Origin of the sequence: Phaeobacter sp. JH20_08 (assembly GCF_048056635.1) — a bacterium.
Lineage (GTDB): Bacteria > Pseudomonadota > Alphaproteobacteria > Rhodobacterales > Rhodobacteraceae > Phaeobacter > Phaeobacter bryozoorum.
Genome location: NZ_JAYMVV010000001.1, coordinates 19316 through 40601 on the forward strand (window position 1 = coordinate 19316; position 21286 = coordinate 40601).

Below are 21286 nucleotides of genomic sequence, written 5' to 3' on the forward strand. Positions count from 1 at the left end.
CCAACCCCGCCTAACACTAGACCAGCAGATTTGCCGGTTATGACAGCATCAGGCCCCCAGGGAGCAGCGATTATGTTCAAAAGGTTAATTACCGGAATTCGGCGAAAACCACAAGATTTTGCAGCTCTCAATCCAGAATTGCGTTTTTATGTTATCGGCGATGTTCACGGATGCGACGATCTGCTGGCCCGCCTTCTGGAGCAGCTTGATCCGGCGCTGCCTCTGGTCTGCCTGGGCGATTACATCGACCGAGGCGAACAGAGCGCCGCAGTTCTGCGCCGTCTCATGAACCGGCCGGATACAACTGCCCTGATGGGAAACCATGAAGCCATGCTGCTGGATTTTCTGATCGACCCGGTTGCACATGCCGCAATCTGGCTGCGCAATGGCGGGCTGCAAACGCTTGCGAGTTTTGGTGTCACCGGCATATCGGAGCATTCATCGGCCGCCAGCTTGGAGCAGGGAGCAGCTGCGCTGCGCGCAGCGATGGGTCCAGAGATGATCGCTTGGGTAGAGGGTCTGCCCACCTGTTGCCAATCCGGTAATATATTCATTGCCCATGCCGGTGCGGATCCGGGCGCTCCTGTGTCAGAACAATTCCGGCAACAGCTGCTATGGGGTTGCCCAGATGCCCGCAAGGGACGCCGCAAGGATGATATTTGGGTTGTTCATGGCCATTGGATCGTCACTGAGCCTACTGTTGCCGACGGTCGGATCGCCTTGGATACTGGTGCCTTCGCAACCGGGCGGCTGACAGCTGCTGAAATCGATCTCGGCACAGTCAGGTTTATCTCCACCTGAGGCGGGCTGTACCGGCCATCGGAACGAAACCAGCTCTTGCGCGTTTCTCATCGAGCGGATCTGGGAGAATGGGTCATGTCATCCAAAAGCAAAGCCGAAATCTGGGACCAGTGGAAAACAGCCGTCAATATGGCGCCTGCTGAATTGGAGCGCTGGCTGGAGACCGAAGAGAGCAAATCGGTTGGCGACAGTGACAACGGCGAGTCGACGGGACATGCGTCTGGACGTCGGATCGTCAAGATCAAACGCACGAACAAGGATGACCTGAGTCAGGAAGACTATGAACACATGGCTAAGGTTGTTGGCTATGTCAGACGACATTGCGCCCAGGGCGGACCCGAGGACGACATTGAAAACAGCCGGTGGCGATACTCGCTGATGAACTGGGGGCATGATCCGTTGAAATCCGATGGGTGTTCCTGACATAGGAGAGGCCAATGACCACAGCGAAGAAAAACGACCCTGAACTCTGGGAAGAAGTGAAAGAAGACCTCACCAAAAGCGGCAAGGGCGGCGAACCGGGGGAATGGTCGGCCCGCAAGGCACAGCTGGCCGTCCAGGAATACAAGCGCCGTGGTGGTACCTATGCCGAAGATGGTCCCGATCAGGAAGATACTGACCTCAATCAATGGAGCGAGGAGGACTGGGGGACCAAATCCGGGGCCGATAGCAGCGAGACCGGAGAGCGGTATCTGCCAAAAGAGGTGAGGATGATCCTGACCGAAAAAGAATACCGGCGCTCGACCCGAAAGAAGCAGAGCGATACCCGCGATGGCCAGGAACAATTCTCCGACCAACCAGAGGATGTGCAGGAGAAGGTAGCGCGTATCAAGGAAAGTGGCCCAACCTATGACATGCTCTATGAGCGGGCACAGGATCTTGATATCGCAGGTCGCTCGGATATGGACAAGGATGCCTTGATGATGGCGATCCGCAAGGCAACGGATGAGAACGGGCGCGCCAAGGGCAGCAAGGCTGCCTTGAACGCCCATACGAAGGCGGAGCTTTATGAACGGGCGCAGGATCAGGGGATCTCGGGGCGCTCCGACATGTCCAAAGCCGATCTGGTCAATGCGCTTGCCAAATCGTAGGCGCTGCTTCTGGCAGGCGTTGTTGGTGTCGTCGGCTACCCGGCCAATCTGCGCATAGCCATCTCGACCGGGCCATGTTTGGCGTAGCGTGACCAGAGATAAGCGTAAACCGTCGCGGCAGCGCAAAAAACAAGGGCTGCTGACACGGCCGTTTCGGGGGATTGGCCGCCCAATAGCCCCATCTCTTCCAATATGCCCATACCGATCAGAATATGAGCCAGATAGAGCGTCAGTGTCTGGCGCCCAGCGGGCGCGAGCGCCTGCATCACGCCAATGCGGGTCAGAATTGGTGCAAGCAGGAGACAGCCACCGATCACCACACATGCGGTGGAAAGACCAGCAACCATATAGAGCGGCATAGGAGGAATTGGCAGTGTCGTCGCCAAATCGGCCAGGTCAGGGTCGACTTGGCGCAGGCTTTGGACGGCGATGGCGCTCGTCTTTTCAACTGCGGCATAGGTGATGGCTCCGAAGAAGACCAGATAGATCTGGAACCGCCGGTTTTGCAGCGGCATTCTGGACAGAAGAACGCCAGCCAGGAGAAACGCCAGCCACGGTACGACGGGGTGCCAGCCGTTGAAAAACAAATGGCGCAGGAAACCACGGATCGTCCAGAGATCGGCATAGGAGTAGAGCTGCCAGTCCCAGCCGGTGTCGTAGTCCAGGACGAGGATCATTGCCGGAAACATCAGGATCAGCATCACGATGAGCCAGGCGAGGCGCACTGTGGACGCACCGAGTAAGACCGCTCCGAAAAAGAAATATACAGCATAATAGTGCAGGATATCTGCCTCAAAGATCAGCATGTTCACCATCCCCAAGCTAAGCAGAAATGCAGCACGCCTTAACGTCGTCACAGTGATGCTGGCGGTTGCTCTCCTTGCCGCCAGACCAAGCCCGACACCGGCAAGAACGACAAAGCAGGCCGCCGCGCGCCCTTCAAGCACCGTACTGAGTAGCGCAACGAGGCCGCTGCCCCCCTCAGCCCCCATGGCAATCTTGAAATTCACGATGACCATTCCGACGAAGGCAAAATAGCGCGCAAGATCTAGGCCTTGCAGACGGGCGGTGGATAAAGGTTGCATTCCAAGTCCGTAATTGAATGAACGTACGTTCACTAACTGGGCCGTGCGAGCCAAGCTTTCAACCCCGGCAGGCAATTCTTCACTGATTAGCTCAGATGAGGTATCAGAATTGCTTCGCCCGGGATCGGTCACCACAGGCGGTAGGCCGGATAGATGCGATGCCCGAAAGGATTCGATGAGCGCGATACGGGTGAAACGCGCGTTTATCGATCCTTGACTAAAATTTTCGAGGCATCTTATCATGTGAACCATCGCGCACTTATGCTGAGTTTGCGATATATTGACCGGTTGGGGTCGCGTTTTTTTGCGATACTGGAGTGATGAGTAAAGATGCTGAACGCAGTATTGAATGATATTCTGGAACTGGAAGAGTGGCTCGAGTACGTTGGTGGTACGCTCGCCTATAGTGGTAATGCCGATTTGCTTGCAGCATTCAACGCGAGCAATGTGACGCAGCTGACTGTTGGAGAATTTCTGATTATCATCGACGCGGCCGAGCAGGCGATTTTGTCGATCAACTGGCAGGATCTGATCAATCAGATCGCGGAGCTGCTAAACACGCCATTTGTCTCTGACCAGCTTACGGCCGCAGAAAAACAGGCCATTCTTGACGCTGTGGCGATGATTGAACCCTCGGATATTACCGAGGGGTTTGACCTGTTGCGCGCCGAGTTTGCAGGCATCAATAGCGGGACTCTTGTTGTAGATGCTATGAATATCGCGGGCGGTGAAACGCCCGTTGGAACTGAAGCCGATGATATCCTCACCGGTACTATCGGCAGCGATGAGGTCGCTCTGTCGGCTGGCGATGATGTCTTCATCGCGGGGCAGGGAGATATCGGTGACGACACTATCCGTGGCGGGTCCGGTGATGATACGATCAACGGAGGATCCGGCCAGGATGTTCTATTCGGTGGTAGCGGAGCAGATCTGCTGCGCGGTGGTTGGGGGTCGGACCTGCTTAAGGGCGGACGTCAGGCGGATGTTCTGAACGGTGCGCAAGGCCATGATACGATATACGGTGAAGGCGGTGCCGACAGGCTGGATGGTGGATCGGGTAACGATCGGCTGGTAGGCGGTTCTGGCCATGATACCATATTGGGTGGAGCAGGTATCGATCGGTTGTTCGGCGGCAATGGAAGCGATCTTTTGATCGGTGGCGCGCAAGCGGATTACTTCATTTTCCGTGGTAATTTTGGCGATGATACGGTCCGTGATTTTGCTGCGGGAAGTGATGCAGAAAAAATTGATCTGCGAGCTGTCGTCGAAATTTCGGATCTCTCGGATCTTCGTGACAACCATCTGACGCAGGACGGCAATAACGCCGTGATTGCGGATGGTCTTGGGAACACGATCACCCTTCTCGGGGTCGATATCGGCGACCTCGATGCCGGTGATTTTATATTCTGACAATATGCGGCTTCGGCGGTGCATCTACGTTCTGCCGCCGAAGCACATCCCGACTGGCTGTGCACATGCCTGCGAGCTGGCGATATCCTAACCCAAATCGCGCAGCAGTGCCGGGGATGGGGTGCCGTCCGCTGGCAGGCCGCGGCTGCGTTGGTAGGCGCGAATGGCGTCTTCGCTGTTAGGTCCGATGACACCATCTGCACCGCCTGTGTCAAAGCCCTTTGCCGTGAGGCGCTTCTGCAGCTGGATGCGATCATCCTTGGTCAGACCATTGGCATCGGGCGGAAAGCTGCTGCGCAACGGCCCCGCACCGCCGATACGATCAGCGAGGTGGCCGACGCCAATCGCGTAGGCGTCAGAGTTGTTATAACGCTTGATCGCGCGGAAGTTGCTGGTGACGGCAAATCTTGGACCGCCTGCCTGCGGCTGGATGATAGTGCCACTGGTTGGCGCAGAACCGACCACCTCCCGGCCCCAACGCTGACCCCGTGTCCAGCCGTTGCGGGCCAGATAGGCCGCTGTTGAGGCCAGAGCATCGCTGGGGTCATCCGACCAGATGTCGCGGCGGCCGTCGCCGGTGAAATCGACGGCAAAGGCCTGATAGGATGTGGGAATGAACTGTGTATGCCCCATGGCACCAGCCCAGCTGCCGGTCATGCGGGCTGCCGAGATGTCACCATTCTGCAAGATTCTCAGGGCAGCGATCAGCTGTTTCTCAAAAAACGCTCCGCGCCGACCGTCGAATGCCAGGGTTGATGTTGCTGAGATGACCGGCACGTCGCCCCGGCGCTCTCCGAAGAAGCTCTCCAGACCCCAGATTGCGGCAATGATTTCGGCATCGACGCCATAGGTCTGCTCCAGCGCGTTGAGCGTATTGCGGTGGCGTGCATAGGCCGCGCGTCCTTTGCTCACCCGTTCGTCCGAGGCGGCAATCGAGAGATAGTCTTCGAGGCTGCGCTTGAACTCGGTCTGGTTGCGGTCGCGTTTGATGACACCTGGCAGATAGCCTGCGCTGCGAAAGGCGGTGCTGAGCGTGCTGTTGCTGATCCCTGAAGCCGCAGCGCGTTGGCGGAACTCTGCGACCCAAGCGTCGTAGGCTGCGTTTGGTACCGGGCGAAGATCGGCAGGCAGACCGCTGGCCCTGCCTGACGTCACGCTACTGGTCGTGCCACCGCTGCAAGCCCCGAGGCCAAGCGCCATAAGTCCAATTCCGAAACCGCGTCGTGAAATGCTCATCTGCCTGCCTGCTGGTTATTCATTTGGGACAACACTAGCGGATCATCGACGCCCTGCAAGGTTTCGACGGCGATAATTTGCCAGCCCATCCGCTGGAAAAAGGCATACCTACCCTTGGCTTTCAGGCTCGCTCGCGAGCCGGTAGGTCGCGCGCTCGGCGGGGGTCAGCAGATAGATTTCATCCCATGGCGTCACCAGCGCATGGCGCATGACCAATGGATCCACCCCCATGTCCTGAAGGTACTCCATGACCTCGCCTTGGCCGCGCTGGATCTGCTCCACCGCGACAAACGCCGGGAGCACGGTGTTCTGCCCAAAATAGTGCTGATGTACACCGATCATCGCATCCGGATCAGCATGTCGCGTGACACCTGCGGCCAGAATATAGGGGCAGGCCGAGAGGCATATGTCGCTGGCGGTCATCACGGTGGCGATCTCGCGCGCACGCAATGCGCGACCGATTTCAAGCGCGTCGTAAACTGACCCGCCGGGGCTGTTGAGGTACGTCTCTGTCGGGAGGCGTTCCAGAGCGTCGAGATAGGCAACGACCCGTGCGGCGTCGCCTTCGGCGATCCGCCCTGTAAGTGTCAATACCGGCTCACCCTCCCATTCTGGGGTTGCGATGTCCAATCGGTCCGGCATGTCCCGGGTGTCGGGTAGCGGTCTGCTGCCCGGCGCTGGGGCGCGATCCGGCAGTTGATCGGGCGTATACCGCCGGGTTTGGTCGCCCGGACCAATCGGTGCTGTCAGCGCGGGTGCCGATGATGGCCACGCCAGCTGCGGGACGATCTTTGCGAGATCTGTGCCCAGCAATACGGCAGCGAACCCAAATTGCGCCGCCAGCACCCAGCGCAGCACACGCCAGGTTTCCGGCAACCGTCTGCGCCTTGTCGCTGCCAAGTCCTGCTGATGGTCTGCCCGGTCAGTCGGCACGGCGTTTATCGTCCAGATTGGCTATATCCGATGCTGAGCTGCCAGAGGTCACATCTGGGGTCGAAGTGGGGTGGGCAGGGGTGATTGATGCAGCCCGGTCGAGAGAGGTGTCGATATCGCGGATGGCTGCAACGGCGGCCCGCAACTCGGCCAGCGTCATGGTGTCTTCGGTTGCTGCGCCTTCGCGTCCGGCGCGGATAGCAGCCTGTGTGATGGCGATAATCAGAACCAGGACGGCCGGAAGCAGATCAATCGCGATAGCGCCGGCCCAGGAAGGCACAAAGTTCCCCGCATATAGGATAACCGCATCAGCTGCGGAGACCGGCGTATATGTGGTATCGCGCGGGGGCGTCATGCCCAATACGGCGGCAGCAGCAGCGCCCAGCCCGTCGGCGCGCTGCGCCAGCACACGTCGGACGCTGTCGATGGTGGCTTGCTGGCCCTGCCGCGTGGCGGCATCCGATCCGTCCAGCTCGGGGGTGACGACGCTATCGGAGAGATCCCGCGCCGCGCGCTGCACCAGAGGGGCAACCGATAGCTGTCGCAACTGGGTGATCACATTTGCCAGACGAACCGCTTCCTCGGAAAACTGCACCGACCGTTGCGCGACCGGCCCCTGTTCCACCGTCAGGGCGCGCATACGAGACAGGATCGCGTTGCCTTCATCAAAGGCGGATTCGACCAGCGGTTGCTGGCTGGTGATCTGGGTTTCTAGCGCTGCAAGCTCATCTGATTTCTGACGGAGCAACCGGAAGACCGCGCCCTGACCGGCAAAACCGGACAATTGACCGGTTGCTTCCTGCTCGGACAGGTCGACGAAGGTCTGGCGCACCCGCGCGACGTCACGGGCAAGGCTCTGGCCGCTCTGGGTGATTTCATCCGCACGTTCCAGGGCTGTCTGGTAGTCCTGAACAGTTACTGCCAGATGCTGTTCAACCGCGGCTGCACCGGCGAGCGCTGCGGCGTTGAGCCAGGACGACATGGCGATTATCGCGAGCGAACCGAGCGCCATTGACAGCACAAGGCCAATGCGGGCGGCCGCCGTGCGTACGGTTGGAACCAGCCGCATCATGTAGGACCAGAACACGAAAATCCCGACCGAGACCGCAACCGAATAGGCGAGCGCCGCAATCACCGAGAACGCGCCGGTATCATCCAGCAACGAAGAAACCCCAAGATAGGTGTAGATCCCCGAGGCGACAGCCAGCACGCCAAGAGCGGTGCCGGTGATGCTGTCGAGCCAGCTGAGGTGATTTTCGAGATCGCGAGCATTTTGCGCGGCGCGTGCCTCGCTGCGGCTCAGCCCGGAGGTATGGCCGCTTGTGCGGTCCGAGGGCTGACCGGGGTGCCGAGTGGTCATTCGCAGTGCTCCCTTTTGTTTGCTTCAAGATATGGTGCAGGGGAGAAGATGCAATTGCCGCTCGCGTCAGATCGGTGATTTGGTGCAGTATTTGCGCCAGCCCGGTCGGCGGTGGTCAGTTGTCGTCCTGGGAGTCATCCTTGGCATTGTCGAGATCTGGCCGGTGCTGTTGCGCCCAATCCACGATCGTCAGGATGAGAAACGACAGCACCGCAACCGCTGTGGCTTCGGCAAGGAAGCCAAAACCAACCGCAATCCCCACGACGCCGACAACCCATATTGCGGCACCGCTCCCTACACCGCGAAGTCTGCCCGCTTCTGTCGTAGACATAACGGCACCAGCACCAAGAAACCCGATGCCGCCGACGATACCCTGAATGGTTCGTGACGGATCAATGGCTGCGGTCCCCTCTTCAGCGGCTGCGGCGAGGTTAAGCGTCAGTATGGTCAATGCACAGCAGCCCAGGCAGATCAGCATATAGGCTCGCGCGCCCAGAGGTTTGTGCTTTATCTCGCGGTCCAGTCCGATCAGCAGCCCCAGAGCGACGGCAAGACAACAGCGCAGAAGAAAGCTGTCGAAGGCGATCATAGCGGCTGTTTGCGGCGCGGACATGTTTTGCCTTTTTTGTGGAGCGACAGATCATCGGGTGTGTCGGGATATAATCATAGTCTTCTATCCTCACAGAAAAAAAGGAAAATTTCCACTGCCGTCTCAGTTATTGCAGAATATCTATGTTTACAGACCGGGGAAGGGAGCGCTATCAATCGACCAATTCAGCGGAGCTTCCGGGTCGTCAGATACCGGGTCCCAGCCCAAACGAGGTAGAGATGACAGAAACCGCTACTGAAACTGTACTCACAATCTTGCAGCATGATTTTGAAGAGATTGTCAGCGCCTGGATCACGACCCAGAGCGATGAAGGTGTGCAGCGGACCGATCTATTCAGCCATAAAGAGGGGCGCGAGCAGACCAGTGGCCTGATGCGCGCGTTGATCTCGGGGATCGAAAACGGTGCGACCGGTGATCGATTTGATCTCTCCAGCGACGCTTGGGCAGAGCTGCGCAGCGTGCTGGTCGAAGTCACCCAGGAGCGCAGTTCACGGGGTGTGACGCCCAGTGATATGGCCTCCTTTGTGCTGGCGCTCAAAGCGCCGATTTTTTACCGGTTGAAAGATAAACTCGCCGATTTTCCCAGCCAGCTTGTCGAAGAAATCTGGTTCATCAGCCGGGTGATTGATGCCTTTGCGGTCTATTGCGCCGAAGTGTTTATCGCCGAGCGGGATCGTATCATCGAACAGCAGCGCGACCAGATGCAGGAGCTGTCCACGCCTGTGGTCGAACTATGGGACAAGGTGCTGACGCTGCCTCTGATCGGGACGATGGATTCAGCGCGCGCGCAGGAGGTGATGGAGAACCTGCTGGAAACCATTTTACGTCGTGAGGCGGAAGTGGTGATCGTTGATCTGACCGGCGTGCAGACCGTCGATACCCAGGTGGCTCAGCATATGCTGCGTATGGCAGCGGCTGTGCGGCTGATGGGCGCGCAATGTATTATCAGCGGCATCAGCCCGACCATTGCCCAGACGATGGTGCAGCTGGGCGTTGATGTCGGTGAAGTGACCACCCGCTCGACCATTCGCAACGGGTTGGCAGATGCGTTGGATCGGGTCGGCTACGCGATCGTCAAAAAGAAGGACCACTGACATGTCTGCGGCATCGGCCATCTACTTTGTCGAAGGTGTGCTGCTGGTGGCAATCCAGGAAGATATTTCGGATACCGATATTCTGGATCTGCAGGAAGCGCTCTCCGAACGTGTGGTGGCTGATGCGGCTCGGGCTGTTGTGATGGACATCAGCGCATTGGAGATTGTCGATACATTTGTTGGCCGTATTCTGGCGCAGTTGGCCGGTGTCTCCAAGCTGCTGGATGCGCAGACTTATGTCGTGGGTATGCGTCCGGCGGTCGCGATGACCCTGGTTGAGCTGGGTATGGATCTTTCTGAAAGCAAGACCGCGCTGAGCCTCACACATGCCCTGCGTGATCTGCGGGCGCAGAGCCGGGGATGATGCCCACGGATGGTGTTCTGGTTGGCGTATGTGCGCTGATTAGGGACCGTGACGTTATTCATGTGCGCCGAATGGCTGGCCGAGAGATGGAACGACGCGGTGCACGCGCGGGTCAGAAAACCCGATTTGTCACAGCGGTCAGCGAGATTGCAAGAAATGTTATCATGCACGGTGGCGGCGGCGAAGCGCGTATCTATATGCACAGTGACCCCACCGCAATCAGCGTGGTGTGTATCGACAATGGACCTGGTATCGCTGATCTGGACGCGGCGCTCAGGGACGGGTTCAGCACCGCAGGCAGTATGGGGCGCGGTCTTGGCGGTGCGCAGCGCTTGGCTGATGTGTTCGACGTCGTGACCGAATATGGTAGAGGAACACGCGTGACAATGATGGCTCGCATATGACCCACTGGCTGCCCCTTGCCGATCCAAGCGATGTTTCGGTCTGTCGTCGCACAGCACGTCAGCTGGCGCAGACGGCCGGGTTTTCACGCGCCCGGATTGAGGAAATCGCAATTGTTGCCAGCGAGGCGGCGACCAATGTTTTGCGCTATGCCAAGCGCGGTCGCTGCCTGATGCAGGTCATGCCGGGGGTCGAGGGCCCGCGTCTGGCGCTGATTGTTGTCGATCAGGGGCCGGGGATCGACAGTCTGGAAAAGATGATGCGGGACGGTATCAGCAGCGAGGATTCGGCGGGGCTTGGTCTTGGCGCCATGCAGCGCCTGTCGGACCATTTCGATATCTATTCGACCCGCGACGAAGGCACGGTGGTCGCCTGTGAGTTCCGGCAGACACCCTATCGACCTGCCGCGATGGAGGTTGCGGGGCTTTTGGTGACACATCCGGCGGAAACGCGCTGCGGGGACGGCTGGGATCTGGCCTGTGTACGTCACAATGCGCGGTCGGACGTGCGGCTGGATCTGATCCTCTGTGATGGTCTAGGCCATGGACATCGCGCTGCTGACGCCGCCGATGCCGTGGTGCATGGGTTTGCCCAGAGGCGAGGCCGGACCCCTGCGACAACGCTGACAGATATTTCAGATGAAATCGCCGCCACACGCGGGGCGGTTGCGGCCTGTGTCGCCGTGGCTGCGGACGGTCGGCGCATGTCCTACGCCGCCGTTGGAAATATCGCGACAATCCGCGCCCGACTGGGCGAAACAAAGCGATTTGCGACCCGTGACGGTCGTCTTGGTGCCGGTCCGGTTGCGCCGTTTTCGGACGAGATAGACCTGTTGCCCGGTGATACGGTTATCTTGCACAGTGACGGTCTTCTGACTTTACGAGACCTGCACGAAAAACCCGCTTTGCTGATGCGTTCAGCCTTGCTGATTGCGGGGAAACTTATGGCTGAGAACTTCCGTGGACGCGACGACGCGGGTCTGGCGGTCATCAAAATCGCGAAAGAGAGCTAACCTCGTGTCTACAGCATTGATAACGGTGAAAATCGACACGGAACAGGATGTTCTGAGGCTGCGATTTATTGCGATGGCGATTACCAAAGCGCTGCATTTCGGCACGTTTGCCCAAACGCGGGCGGTAACGGCCCTGCTTGAGGCTGCGCGCAACGCACAGCAGCATGCCAGCGGCGGGCGGGTTCGGCTCGGCCTGAGGGACGAAAGCAACAAGGTGGCGCTACGGGCCGCCATCACGGATCAGGGGCCGGGGATAGAGGGACTTGATGATATCATGCGCGGACGGCGCGCCGCAGCAGCGTCAGCCCGGGCGGGTCTGGGGCTGGGGTTGCGCGGTCTGTCACGCCTCGCGGATCATCATTCGGTGCGCAGCAACCCGGAGGGTACGGAGATAGAGCTGCTGTTTCTCAGCCCGTTGAGAAGCAATGAGATGAGCGAGGCGACGCAGGCCGCGACAGAGGCCATCAGCAAGATACGCGGCGCAGATCCGACCGCAGAATTGGCGGAGCAGAACCGTATGTTGCTTGAGGCACTGACGGAGCGTGATCTCCTGATGAAGGAAGTGCATCACCGCACCGGCAACAATCTGGCCTTGATCGGTGCCCTTATCCGAATGAGTCGACGTGGGGCCGAGTCTGAGGAGACGATTTCTGTGCTGTCCGATCTGGAGGCACGTGTTCAATCCGTCATCCGGGTGCATGAGCAGTTGCAGCGCTCCGCGCGGGTCGATCACTTGCAGGCATTGCCTTTCCTGCGGGAGGTTGCGGCCAATGCCGAAGGGGCGTTCAACTCAGAGGCCCTGAAGGTGGCGGTCGAAGTTCGCGGCGATGACATCGAAATCCCGAGCTCGATGGCGATTGACCTGGGCCTTCTGGCGGGCGAGCTGCTGACAAATGCCTACAAGCACGCTTTTGTCGGGCGGGATCATGGGGAAATCCTGATCGAACTGACAGAGCAGAACGAGGCATTGCGGCTGGTGATTGCTGATGATGGGCATGGTTTGGCTGAGGGTGATGCCAGGCCCGAGCGGTCCGGGTCGCTCGGTTGGCGGATGATCCGCAGCATGGTTGGGAAATATGCGGGCACGACGGAGGTGGATGGCTCCAATGGCATGCGGGTTGTGTTTACCTTGCCGTTTGAGCCGAGCAATAGCAGCGGATTATCCTGAGCGGGCCAAGTCGCACCAATAGGAGACGCCCCCGTCGATGGCATCATCGTTGAAATCATACCCGGGATTGTGCAACGGCATGGCGTGCGGACCCTCTGTGCCATTGCCCATCAGGAGAAATGCCCCGGGCCGATGTTGTAGGAACGCGGCGAAATCCTCCGAAAACCCGACACGCCCGTAAGCGGGGTCAACGCTGCCGACCCGTCCAGCCGCAGCCACGGCACGCGCTGTGCCCTCCGGCTCATTGACCAGAGGCTGAAACGACGTGGAGTAGTCCACTTCGCAGACGGCCCCATGTGCCATGGAGATCCCATTGGCAATGGCCCGCATCCTCTCTTCGATCCTGGCAGAGACATCTGCCTCAAAACCACGACAATCCCCTGATATTACGACGTTACTCGCCAGAATATTACGCGCACCATCGGTTTCAAAATCCGTGACGGAGACAACGCAATGATCCCGGGCAGAAACGGAGCGCGAAGTAATGGTCTGCAGCTGGGTCACGATTGCGGCCCCGGTCACAATCGGATCAATCGCTTTTTCAGGCATCGAGGCGTGGCCGCCGCGCCCAGTAATCCTAATTTCAAAGTTATCTTCAAAGGCACAGAACGGACCGGCCTGGGTTGCGAACTGGCCGATTGGCAGCCCCGGCATATTGTGCAGTCCGTAGATCCGGCTGATGTCAAAGCGGTCGAATAGACCATCGGCAATCATCGCGGCCGCGCCTGTGCCGTTCTCCTCATCTGGTTGAAACAGAAAATGGACGGTGCGGTCGAATGTTGGGTCAGCTGCAAGGCGAAGGGCAGCGCCCAGGAGCATCGTGCTATGCCCGTCATGACCGCAGCCATGAAATCGCCCGGGCGTTCGCGAGCGATAGGAGAGGTTCGTGGCTTCCTCAATCGGGAGCGCATCCATATCAGCACGCAGTGCAACCCCCGTGGTGTCCCCGCCGCGTCGGAGCGTGGCGACAACCCCCGTCCCGCCGATCCCGCGAGTGACCTGCAATCCTGCCGTTTCCAGGACCTTCGCAATCGCATCGGAGGTGCGGTTCAGGTCAAACCCGGTCTCCGGGTGCATATGGAGATCGCGACGAAAGGCGACAAGATCCAGATCAGGCATCTTCGACCCTGCCTTCTGATAGGATCACCAATGGGCGCATCTCAGGGTATGTGCCAACCTTGATGTCATGCAATAGGGCGGTTAGGCCTGCTGTTCCCGACGGGGTGCTGGGGATTCCGAGGTCTGCGGCGGCATCAACGCCGCTGAGAGCGGCCCTATCGGAAATAGTGGAATAGCGATCAGCGGTCTTTGACAGAATCTCATAGGCAAGCATTGAGGGTGTCTTGCAGTCGAGCCGCCCCATATTGGAGACCGGACCCTCAACCGTCACCATCTCGCCCGCCCGCGCGCTATGCTGAAGACAGGGCGCGGCATCCGGCTCAACAACGATGATTTCAGGCTGAACTTCCCAGTTTGCACGGATCATATAAGCCATAGCACCGGCCAGACCGCCGACGCCGGCCTGCAAATAGACATGGGTCGGCCATTGAGCAGAGCGCGCAAAACTGTCGCGCATTTCCTGTGCAATGACCGTATAGCCCTCCATCACCAGTCGGGGTGGCTCGGTGTAGCCGGGCCAGGAACCATCTGCGAGATGAACTGCGCCACTTTCTGCGGCATCCTTGATAGCCGCTGCAATGCTCTCTTCGTAGGTGGCGCCGGAGCGTATCACCTCAGACCCTTTTGCTCGGAGCCGCTGCACGAAATCCTCAGGTACAGTCTCGGCCAGGTGGATCCGGCATTTAGCGCCAAAAAGACGTGCCCCGGCGGCGACGGCCATGCCATGGTTCCCGGCACTGGCGCAGACGAAGGTGACCCCTGAAGCAGCGGCCCGCCCGCGATCACTGGCCAGATCCGCCGCTGTCAGACCGGTTTCGCGTATCAGCAACTGCGCTACCGCATAGACACCGCCCATCGCCTTGAAGGCCCCAAGACCCATTCTGTTGGTTTCATCCTTGATCCACACCTGCTGACCGTCGACCTCGTGCTGGAGGAGCGGCGAGGGGCGATAGGCCGGGCAGGCGGTCAGCATCTGCTGAGGCTGGGCGGGGTCGAGCGTGACATTGATCTTGTTCATGGGGCCAGTCTAGGAAAGGTTGTTGCTGTATTCCGATCAAATTTGGGTACATTACGAGAAATTCTTGCATCATGAGGGGCAAGTATGGGGGAAAGACTCGACAAGGCTGATGTGACCCTGCTGACACTCCTGCAGCGCAATACACGGCTTGGGCTGGAATCACTTGCGGTTCAGGCAGGGTTGTCTGCGGCCTCGGTTCAGCGGCGGCTGAAATCACTGCGCGAGCGCAGGGTGATCACCGGTGAGATCGCGCTTGTCGATCCAGCCAAGGTTGGTATGCCCATGACATTTGTGGTGATGGTCGAGCTGGAGCGTGAGCGCCTCGATCAGATCGACGCGTTCACCCGCCGGGCCGGATCCGAACCGATGGTCCAGCAGTGCTACTATCTGACCGGCGAAGCGGACTTCTGTTTGATTTGCACCGCATCTGATATGGAGGCCTTTGAAGAACTGACCAAACGATTGTTTTTCGAAGACTCAAATGTGCGACGGTTCCGGACCTCGGTTGTAATGGGGCGCAAGAAAGTCAGCCTTGAAGTTCCGGTCTCCGCCGGATGAAATGACCACTGGCGGCTGCGGGCGTCTGACGAGTCCCGACGGCAATAGGGCAGCCTGTTGCGCGTTCATTTTGCGATTGGCGGGAGGGTTGAGCGTGGTGGCTCGTTTACTGTGTTTTCTGTTTTGTTGCGTGCTCCACTTGGGGGCCGCATCGGCTATGGATCGTGCAGAGGTTGAGGGCCAGTTTCAGCGCTGGCTGCTGCAGGAGATATGGCCCGAGGCACAGGCTGCCGACGTTCGACGGACGACCTTCGATACTGCGTTTTCCGGGGTTAAACTAAACTGGGATCTGCCGGATCTGGTCCCCCCGGGCACTAAGGCCAACCCTCCCCGTCGCCAGCGTCAGGCGGAATTTGGCGCGCCGGGGCGCTACTTCAATCGCGGCTCTGTTGACGGTGCGACATCGGTCGGACGCCGGATGGCGAAGCGACATGCAGCTGCCCTGCAACAGACCGAACGCCGTACCGGGGTACCGGGGCGGATTATTCTGGCGATCTGGGGGCGCGAGAGCGGCTATGGTCAGGTGAAGATCCCTCACAATGTGTTTGAGGTGTTGGGCACCAAGGGCTTCATGAGCCGCCGCGCTCCCTATTTTCGCCAGGAATTGATTGCAGCCCTGCAGATCGCCGAGGCCGGGCATGCGCCGGGCAATGTGATGAAGAGCAGCTGGGCTGGCGCATTGGGCCAGCCTCAGTTCATGCCTTCCAGTTTTCTCAAGTTTGCCGAAGACGGCGACGGCGATGGTCGTGCTGATATTTGGCGTTCCGAGGCAGATACAATTGCGTCTATCGGTGGTTATCTGGCGCGCCATGGCTGGGACAAATCGCGAGACTGGGGGTTTGAGGTTTCCCTACCGGATGCGGTTTCATGTGCCCTAGAAGGCCCGGATCAGGGGCAAACCATCCGTGACTGGGAAGCGCTGGGTGTCCGGCGTAGTTCTGGACGGCCCTTTCCGCAGCATGAACAAGACGGCGTTGCCTTTCTGATGCTGCCCGCTGGGCGGAATGGTCCCGCGTTTCTGGTCACCCCGAACTTTTATGTGCTGAAAGACTACAACAAGAGCGACCTCTATGCGCTTTTTGTGGGGCATGTCGGTGACCGCATTCAGTTTGGCGTCGGAGATTTCCAAGGTCAATGGGGACAGGTCGACAACATGTTGCGATCTGACGTCGCGGCGATGCAGCGCGGGCTGGAGCGACTTGGCCATGACGTCGGCGGCGCCGACGGGCTCGCGGGGTTCAAGACCCGTCGTTCGATCGGCCGCTGGCAAGAGGCGGCTGGGCGGCGGGCCACATGTTTCCCGACCTCAGCGATGCGGTCTGATCTTGCCCGGTGATAGCCGCTACCGGTTGGTAGCCCCTGTCGGATGCGCGCCGGCGGTAACCTTGCCGAAGTCTGGATGGTCATGACGATCCAACCAGTGAAAGAAGCTGGCGATCATAGCTGCCAACCCGTGCCGTGGCACTGCAAGACTGTCGCGTCTGGTGAAGTCAAACTGCGTCGGCGGCACGGGATCTGTCCCCTTGGGGACAGCGGTTGGCAAGGCACCTACTGGAACAAATTTGGCGATTTCGCTGTAGATTTCGGTCCATTGCCAACTTCTGGCGACTGCGAAATAACGTCCCTCGGACCCCGGTTTTTGCAAGGCGGCCAGACAGAGCGCCGCCAGATCGGACGGATGGATCAGCGACATGGACCCCTTTGGCGTCTGATGATGCCAAGGATGCGCCCCGAACGCCATCTGACGGAGGCGCCCCAGAATATGCCCTTGATCATGGCAGGGCAGAACACCGGGTCCGACGATCATCCCTGACAGGAAGATGATCAGACGCAGATCCCGGTCCTGTGCAAGGCGCGCCGCCGCAACTTCCATTGCCGTTTTCTGTGCGGCGATGAATTTCCGCTGCTGGATTTGAAGCTCGAAATCGGAGTGGTGTCGCAGTTCATTTTTGATCCGGGGCGCGCTCGCTGGCTCGGCGGATGCCGTGCTCGACAGTAGGACGATATCGGAAATACCGCTCAGATGTGCTGCTTCGATCAGATTGTGACAGGCTGATTGTGCGGGTATTACGCAATGCTCCAGGCCCGTTTCCCGATCCAGGTCACCCGCAGCAGTCCCATCAGGCGCCTTGCGGATGGAGGGCAGGCAGGTGATCACCAATGTGTCGGCACCATCAAGCGCGGGGGCAAAACTCTCAGGATCAGCAGTATTTGCTGAGACTAGTCGGAGCCGCTCCTTGGCACCGGGCAGGGCCATCAGATGAATGGTTTTTGAGCTGTCCGTCGCATCTCGCAGTGTACCGGTCACGCGCCAACCGAGTGCAAGGGCTGCGCGGGTAATATGCGCGCCTGCAAGACCGGAGGCGCCTGCGACACAGATATGCCGGGGACCTGTCGGCCTGCTGGGGATGGTTGTCTCCTGCGTGTATCGAGAGGCTCCGGTTCCGGTCATTGCCTGTTCCCTCGGATTAATAGGTAGATTATGGCGGCGCTTGTTTAAGCCTGCGCAGGCTGGCAGCGGGCGGTCGAAATTGCACATCGAAAATCCTGAGGCTTCCCCTCGGCGCGTTTTGGAACCCCGTTGATCAAGCCGGCTGCCCAGGTTTGCCTCAGAAATCCTGAGGCGCTGTTTTCAAACTTTCGATTGGATGTGGCACCGGCTTTGGCTGAGACCTTAGGACGGAATGACCGGACTTTCCTGATGCAGATCGGATGAGCCATGTGGCGTCCTGCTGTCAGGTCGCCGGAAACTCCCGCGATGCAGCAGCAAGAGGGCTTTGACTTGACAGATCATGTAGAACGACCCCGTTTTCTTCAAAGTCTGGTTGCGGATAAATGGGAGCATCGCCCGGGTGAGACACTGAGCCTTGCCAATGCTGCGACCGATCGACCGAATGCGATCCTGTCCTTCAGTGCTGATGACGGGCGAGAGGCGGTCGACTATGCACGTGCGATTGGCGGGCCGGCGCTGCGCGCCATGGGATTCCACGATCGCGCGCAACGGCTGCGGTCTCTAGCACGGGTTCTGAACGACAGCCGCGCAGGGCTATATCGTGAGAGCCTGACGATCGGCGCGACGCGGCACGATTGCCTGCTGGACGTCGACGCTGGCATTGCGCGTCTTGCGGCGCTGGCAGGTCAGGCGCTGAAATCCCTGCCCAATGCCCCTGTGCTGCATCTTGAAGATGCTATCGGACCGGCCGGCGCAACCGGCCGACAACAGATATTGGCCCCGCTTGCTGGCGTTGCCGTGCATATCACCGCGTTGGATAGCCCCGTATCGGGGCTGCTGGAGCAGATCGCGCCCGCGCTGATCGCCGGTGTGCCCTGCATCATCTGCCCTGATCCCGCCACCGCCTGTGTGAGCGAACGTCTGGTAAAACTGATCCATGAGAGCCAAACGCTGCCAACCGGCGCAGTGCAGTTGCTCTATTGTCCGCCCCTCGGGGTGTTGGAGTATCTGGCCGCAGGTGATGCGGTCAGCTTTGCCGGAGGGCGCGACGTCGCCCGGAAGTTGCGACAGCACCCAGGGATTGCCGCAGGTCTGGTACGCTTTCAATCCTGTGAGACAGGTCTGTCTGCGGCGATTCTAGGCAGTGATGTCGCACCCGGGAGCCCGGAATTTGAGTTCTTCCTCCGCGAGATCCGCAGCGAATTGATCCTGCGGGCGGGTCAACGGCGTCACGCGGTGCGTCGCATTCTGCTGCCGCGCTACCGCGAGGATGAAGTGGTGGAGCGTTTGGTCGAAACCCTATCCGAGATCGCTATTGGACAGCCGGATGACCCCGCTACGCAGATGGGCCCATTGGTGTCGCGGGCGCATCTGAAGACGGCTCAGAACGCGCTTGCCGAGCTGCGCCGCGCCGCCGATGTGATATCCGGTCCTATCCTCGCGGCGGCACCGGGAGGGGGGGCATTTCTCGCACCAGTGCTGCTGCATTGTCGCCAGCCTGCCCAGTCCTCTGTCATCCACGAGACCTTTGTGCAGGGGCCGGTTGCAACCATGATGGCCTATGATAGCCTATGTGATGCGATTGCCCTGGCCAATCTGGCGCCCTGTTCGCGGTTCTCGACCGTCTTCACCAACGACAGTCCGCTGGCGCAGGAGGCTGCCGCCTGTCTGACCTCCGCAGAAGGCCAGGTCAGAATTTGCGGCAGCGAAATGGCGCGTCAGGCATTGGAGCTGTCAACCGATCCAACCGTTCCGCGCCTCTTTTCCGCTACGCATCACAGTCAGGTCTGCGGTGCCGAGGATATTCGCCGCGCAGTTGCGGCCTATATGATGCGGACAGAAATTCACGCACCGCCGCAGTTGCTGACGGCGTTGACGGGGCGTTGGGTCGAGGGCGCTGAAACCAGACGCAATGGTCACCCGTTCCGCAAGTCACTGGAAACACTGCGCATCGGCGACCAGCTAATCACCGAGACAAGAAAGATCACCGAACAGGATGTTGAGCAGTTTGCCCATTTTACCGGTGATGTCTTCTACGCTCATATGGACCGGGAGGCCGCGCGTGCGCATCCGTTTTTTGACGACCGTGTGGCGCATGGCCAGCTGGTCGTTTCCTTTGCGAATGGGCTGCTTGTCGATCCGGCACCGGGCCCGGTCTTGGCCAATATTGGTTCCGACAATCTGCGCTTTCATGCGCCGGTATATTTTGGCGACTGCCTGCATGTTCGCGTGACCTGCAAGGAGATCACGCCGCGTGCCTCTGCGCCTTTTGGCGATGTGCGATGGGATTGCTGTGTGCTGAATGCCTGCGGTGCGGTCGTGGCGCGCTTTGATCTGCTGACGCTGGTGATGAAGACCTGGCCGCCTGTTCCGCAGGAGAGGACCGGCACCGCGGCTGTGGCTGTTGTCACATCGGATAGGCCAGAGGCGTCTGTCACACAGCCCGCTGAATAGTCAGACATTCAACTGAGATAGGATATTTTCGATGACGAACACCGAGATCGACACCCCGTCACGCCCGCGCATTCTGATTGGCGTTACCGGCTCTCTGGATGCCACAATGCTGCCGCTCTATCTGCGAGCAATCAAAAATGAGATCGACTGTGAACTGACCGCGCTGTTCACTCCGACAGCGACGAAATTTGTAAACATGGACGCGGTTGCACTGTTCCTTGATCGGGTGATCAGTGGCGATAACCCGAAGGACTGGCCGACAGACAAGCCGGGGCGTATTGTAGCGGATCATGACATTCTCGCCATCCTGCCGACTACAGCGAACACGCTTTCGGCGATTGCGCACGGGTCCTCGCAGAACCGGCTGACCACCGTCGTCCTTGCGGCGACTTTCCCGGTTCTGCTCTTTCCTGTGATGGGTGGCCCCATGTGGGAAAAACCCGCGGTCCGCCGGAACGTGATGCAATTGCGCGAGGACGGTTATGAGGTTTTTGAGCCGGTATGGCGCGAGAACTACGATCCCTTGCTAAAGATCCAGCATGGGCATCATTCGCTCCCTGATCCGGAGCAGGTGGTGCAGATTCTGCAAAGCCGTTTGCCTTCGGCTTGTTAGCCTGCAGCATGTAATCTGAGGTGACACGGTGCAGCACCTGCTGCGCCGTTTGGTGCCTGTCAGGGAGCTTTGATCAACAGCGTCTTGACAAACATGCCTCCCCCCGGTCGCCCCAGAACGCGATGGTCCTGCGCCCGCAGCGAGACGGTGATCTCATGCGTCCCGCTTGGCAGATGCCCGATCACGATATGAGGCTGGTAGGCGGTTACGATCTTCTCAGCGCCCAGATGGACATGGGCATGGCCGCGGGCCAAAGCCTTGGCCTCGCTGATGCAAAGATCGGTAAACACGAAATTCTCAACCTCGATTTTCACATGCCAGCCCTCGACTGGCGTGTAGCTCGCTGTAACATCAAGCTCGGGTAGTGGGTGATCGTCTGGCAGGGTGGCGAAGAGTGCTGCCGGCAGCTCGTCGATCATCGCCACAAGAGGCAGACCGGCGCAAATGGCAATCAGCGGGGCCGAGGCGAGCATGCTGACGCTGAAGACGAATTTCAACATCTATTC

At 59.3% G+C, this 21286-nt stretch carries 22 protein-coding genes; 13 read left to right on the top strand and 9 right to left on the bottom strand.

Annotated elements, in window-relative coordinates:
* Positions 1–39 precede the first annotated feature (39 nt).
* From VWY75_RS00095 to VWY75_RS00105, 3 genes are all read left to right on the top strand, one after another.
* Positions 40–801, top strand: coding sequence for a metallophosphoesterase (locus VWY75_RS00095; protein ID WP_416537950.1), 762 nt, complete (start codon positions 40–42; stop codon positions 799–801).
* 75 nt (positions 802–876) lie between these two features.
* Positions 877–1224, top strand: a complete 348-nt coding sequence (locus tag VWY75_RS00100) for a DUF3140 domain-containing protein (RefSeq protein ID WP_416535414.1) — start codon at positions 877–879, stop codon at positions 1222–1224.
* 14 nt (positions 1225–1238) lie between these two features.
* Complete coding sequence (locus VWY75_RS00105; protein ID WP_416537951.1) at positions 1239–1892, top strand: aspartate-semialdehyde dehydrogenase; 654 nt, start codon at positions 1239–1241, stop codon at positions 1890–1892.
* 35 nt (positions 1893–1927) lie between these two features.
* On the opposite strand, the gene VWY75_RS00110 is transcribed toward VWY75_RS00105, so the two are convergent.
* Positions 1928–3229, bottom strand: coding sequence for a DUF418 domain-containing protein (locus VWY75_RS00110; protein ID WP_416537952.1), 1302 nt, complete (start codon positions 3227–3229; stop codon positions 1928–1930).
* Positions 3230–3307: 78 nt separating this feature from the next.
* Between VWY75_RS00110 and VWY75_RS00115 the strand changes: the two genes are divergently transcribed.
* On the top strand, positions 3308–4387 hold the full coding sequence (locus VWY75_RS00115; RefSeq protein ID WP_416537953.1) for a calcium-binding protein: 1080 nt from the start codon (positions 3308–3310) through the stop codon (positions 4385–4387).
* A gap of 87 nt (positions 4388–4474) precedes the next feature.
* Here the strand turns inward: VWY75_RS00115 and VWY75_RS00120 are convergent, their stop codons facing one another.
* The 4 genes from VWY75_RS00120 to VWY75_RS00135 form a co-directional block, all read right to left on the bottom strand.
* Positions 4475–5623 carry a lytic murein transglycosylase gene (locus VWY75_RS00120; protein ID WP_416537954.1) on the bottom strand — a complete coding sequence of 383 codons (1149 nt, stop codon included), beginning with the start codon at positions 5621–5623 and terminating at the stop codon, positions 4475–4477.
* 108 nt (positions 5624–5731) lie between these two features.
* Positions 5732–6499, bottom strand: coding sequence for an ATP-dependent Clp protease proteolytic subunit (locus VWY75_RS00125; RefSeq protein WP_416537955.1), 768 nt, complete (start codon positions 6497–6499; stop codon positions 5732–5734).
* 46 nt (positions 6500–6545) lie between these two features.
* Positions 6546–7916: a hypothetical protein gene (locus VWY75_RS00130; protein ID WP_416537956.1), complete on the bottom strand. Its 1371-nt coding sequence runs from the start codon at positions 7914–7916 to the stop codon at positions 6546–6548.
* A 115-nt stretch (positions 7917–8031) separates the two neighbouring features.
* Entirely contained in the window at positions 8032–8529 is a 498-nt protein-coding gene (locus tag VWY75_RS00135; protein ID WP_340547605.1) for an MgtC/SapB family protein, read from the bottom strand.
* A 215-nt stretch (positions 8530–8744) separates the two neighbouring features.
* Here VWY75_RS00135 and VWY75_RS00140 point away from each other — a divergent pair, with 215 nt between their 5' ends.
* Genes VWY75_RS00140 through VWY75_RS00160 form a run of 5 tightly spaced genes read left to right on the top strand, consistent with a single transcriptional unit; the run spans position 8745 to position 12566 of the window.
* Positions 8745–9620, top strand: coding sequence for an STAS domain-containing protein (locus tag VWY75_RS00140; protein ID WP_340547606.1), 876 nt, complete (start codon positions 8745–8747; stop codon positions 9618–9620).
* Between the two features lies 1 nt (position 9621).
* The gene (locus tag VWY75_RS00145) at positions 9622–9984 is read left to right on the top strand and encodes an STAS domain-containing protein (protein ID WP_416535420.1); all 363 of its coding nucleotides are present in this window, start codon (positions 9622–9624) and stop codon (positions 9982–9984) included.
* Positions 9981–10388: an ATP-binding protein gene (locus VWY75_RS00150; protein ID WP_416541657.1), complete on the top strand. Its 408-nt coding sequence runs from the start codon at positions 9981–9983 to the stop codon at positions 10386–10388. Before VWY75_RS00145 ends, VWY75_RS00150 begins: the two co-directional genes overlap by 4 nt.
* The gene (locus VWY75_RS00155) at positions 10385–11398 is read left to right on the top strand and encodes an ATP-binding protein (protein WP_416537958.1); all 1014 of its coding nucleotides are present in this window, start codon (positions 10385–10387) and stop codon (positions 11396–11398) included. Before VWY75_RS00150 ends, VWY75_RS00155 begins: the two co-directional genes overlap by 4 nt.
* A 4-nt stretch (positions 11399–11402) precedes the next feature.
* Positions 11403–12566, top strand: a complete 1164-nt coding sequence (locus tag VWY75_RS00160; RefSeq protein ID WP_416541658.1) for a sensor histidine kinase — start codon at positions 11403–11405, stop codon at positions 12564–12566.
* On the opposite strand, the gene VWY75_RS00165 is transcribed toward VWY75_RS00160, so the two are convergent.
* Both VWY75_RS00165 and VWY75_RS00170 read right to left on the bottom strand, forming a co-directional pair.
* Positions 12558–13685 (bottom strand): amidohydrolase, encoded by a 1128-nt coding sequence (locus VWY75_RS00165; RefSeq protein ID WP_416537960.1) that lies wholly within the window; start codon positions 13683–13685, stop codon positions 12558–12560. The genes VWY75_RS00160 and VWY75_RS00165 overlap by 9 nt on opposite strands.
* Complete coding sequence (locus tag VWY75_RS00170; RefSeq protein WP_416537961.1) at positions 13678–14703, bottom strand: pyridoxal-phosphate dependent enzyme; 1026 nt, start codon at positions 14701–14703, stop codon at positions 13678–13680. The genes VWY75_RS00165 and VWY75_RS00170 overlap by 8 nt, the downstream gene beginning before the upstream one ends.
* Positions 14704–14787: 84 nt before the next feature.
* Between VWY75_RS00170 and VWY75_RS00175 the strand changes: the two genes are divergently transcribed.
* Positions 14788–15261 (top strand): Lrp/AsnC family transcriptional regulator, encoded by a 474-nt coding sequence (locus VWY75_RS00175; RefSeq protein ID WP_340547613.1) that lies wholly within the window; start codon positions 14788–14790, stop codon positions 15259–15261.
* 94 nt (positions 15262–15355) lie between these two features.
* Positions 15356–16597, top strand: coding sequence for a lytic murein transglycosylase (locus VWY75_RS00180; protein ID WP_416537962.1), 1242 nt, complete (start codon positions 15356–15358; stop codon positions 16595–16597).
* 6 nt (positions 16598–16603) lie between these two features.
* Here the strand turns inward: VWY75_RS00180 and VWY75_RS00185 are convergent, their stop codons facing one another.
* Complete coding sequence (locus VWY75_RS00185) at positions 16604–17713, bottom strand: NAD-dependent epimerase/dehydratase family protein (protein WP_416537963.1); 1110 nt, start codon at positions 17711–17713, stop codon at positions 16604–16606.
* Between the two features lie 330 nt (positions 17714–18043).
* Between VWY75_RS00185 and paaZ the strand changes: the two genes are divergently transcribed.
* Positions 18044–20167 (top strand): phenylacetic acid degradation bifunctional protein PaaZ, encoded by a 2124-nt coding sequence (gene paaZ, locus VWY75_RS00190; protein ID WP_416537964.1) that lies wholly within the window; start codon positions 18044–18046, stop codon positions 20165–20167.
* A gap of 31 nt (positions 20168–20198) precedes the next feature.
* Positions 20199–20780, top strand: a complete 582-nt coding sequence (locus tag VWY75_RS00195; RefSeq protein WP_416537965.1) for a flavoprotein — start codon at positions 20199–20201, stop codon at positions 20778–20780.
* 59 nt (positions 20781–20839) lie between these two features.
* On the opposite strand, the gene VWY75_RS00200 is transcribed toward VWY75_RS00195, so the two are convergent.
* Positions 20840–21280 (bottom strand): hypothetical protein, encoded by a 441-nt coding sequence (locus tag VWY75_RS00200; RefSeq protein WP_416537966.1) that lies wholly within the window; start codon positions 21278–21280, stop codon positions 20840–20842.
* Between the last annotated feature and the right edge of the window lie 6 nt (positions 21281–21286).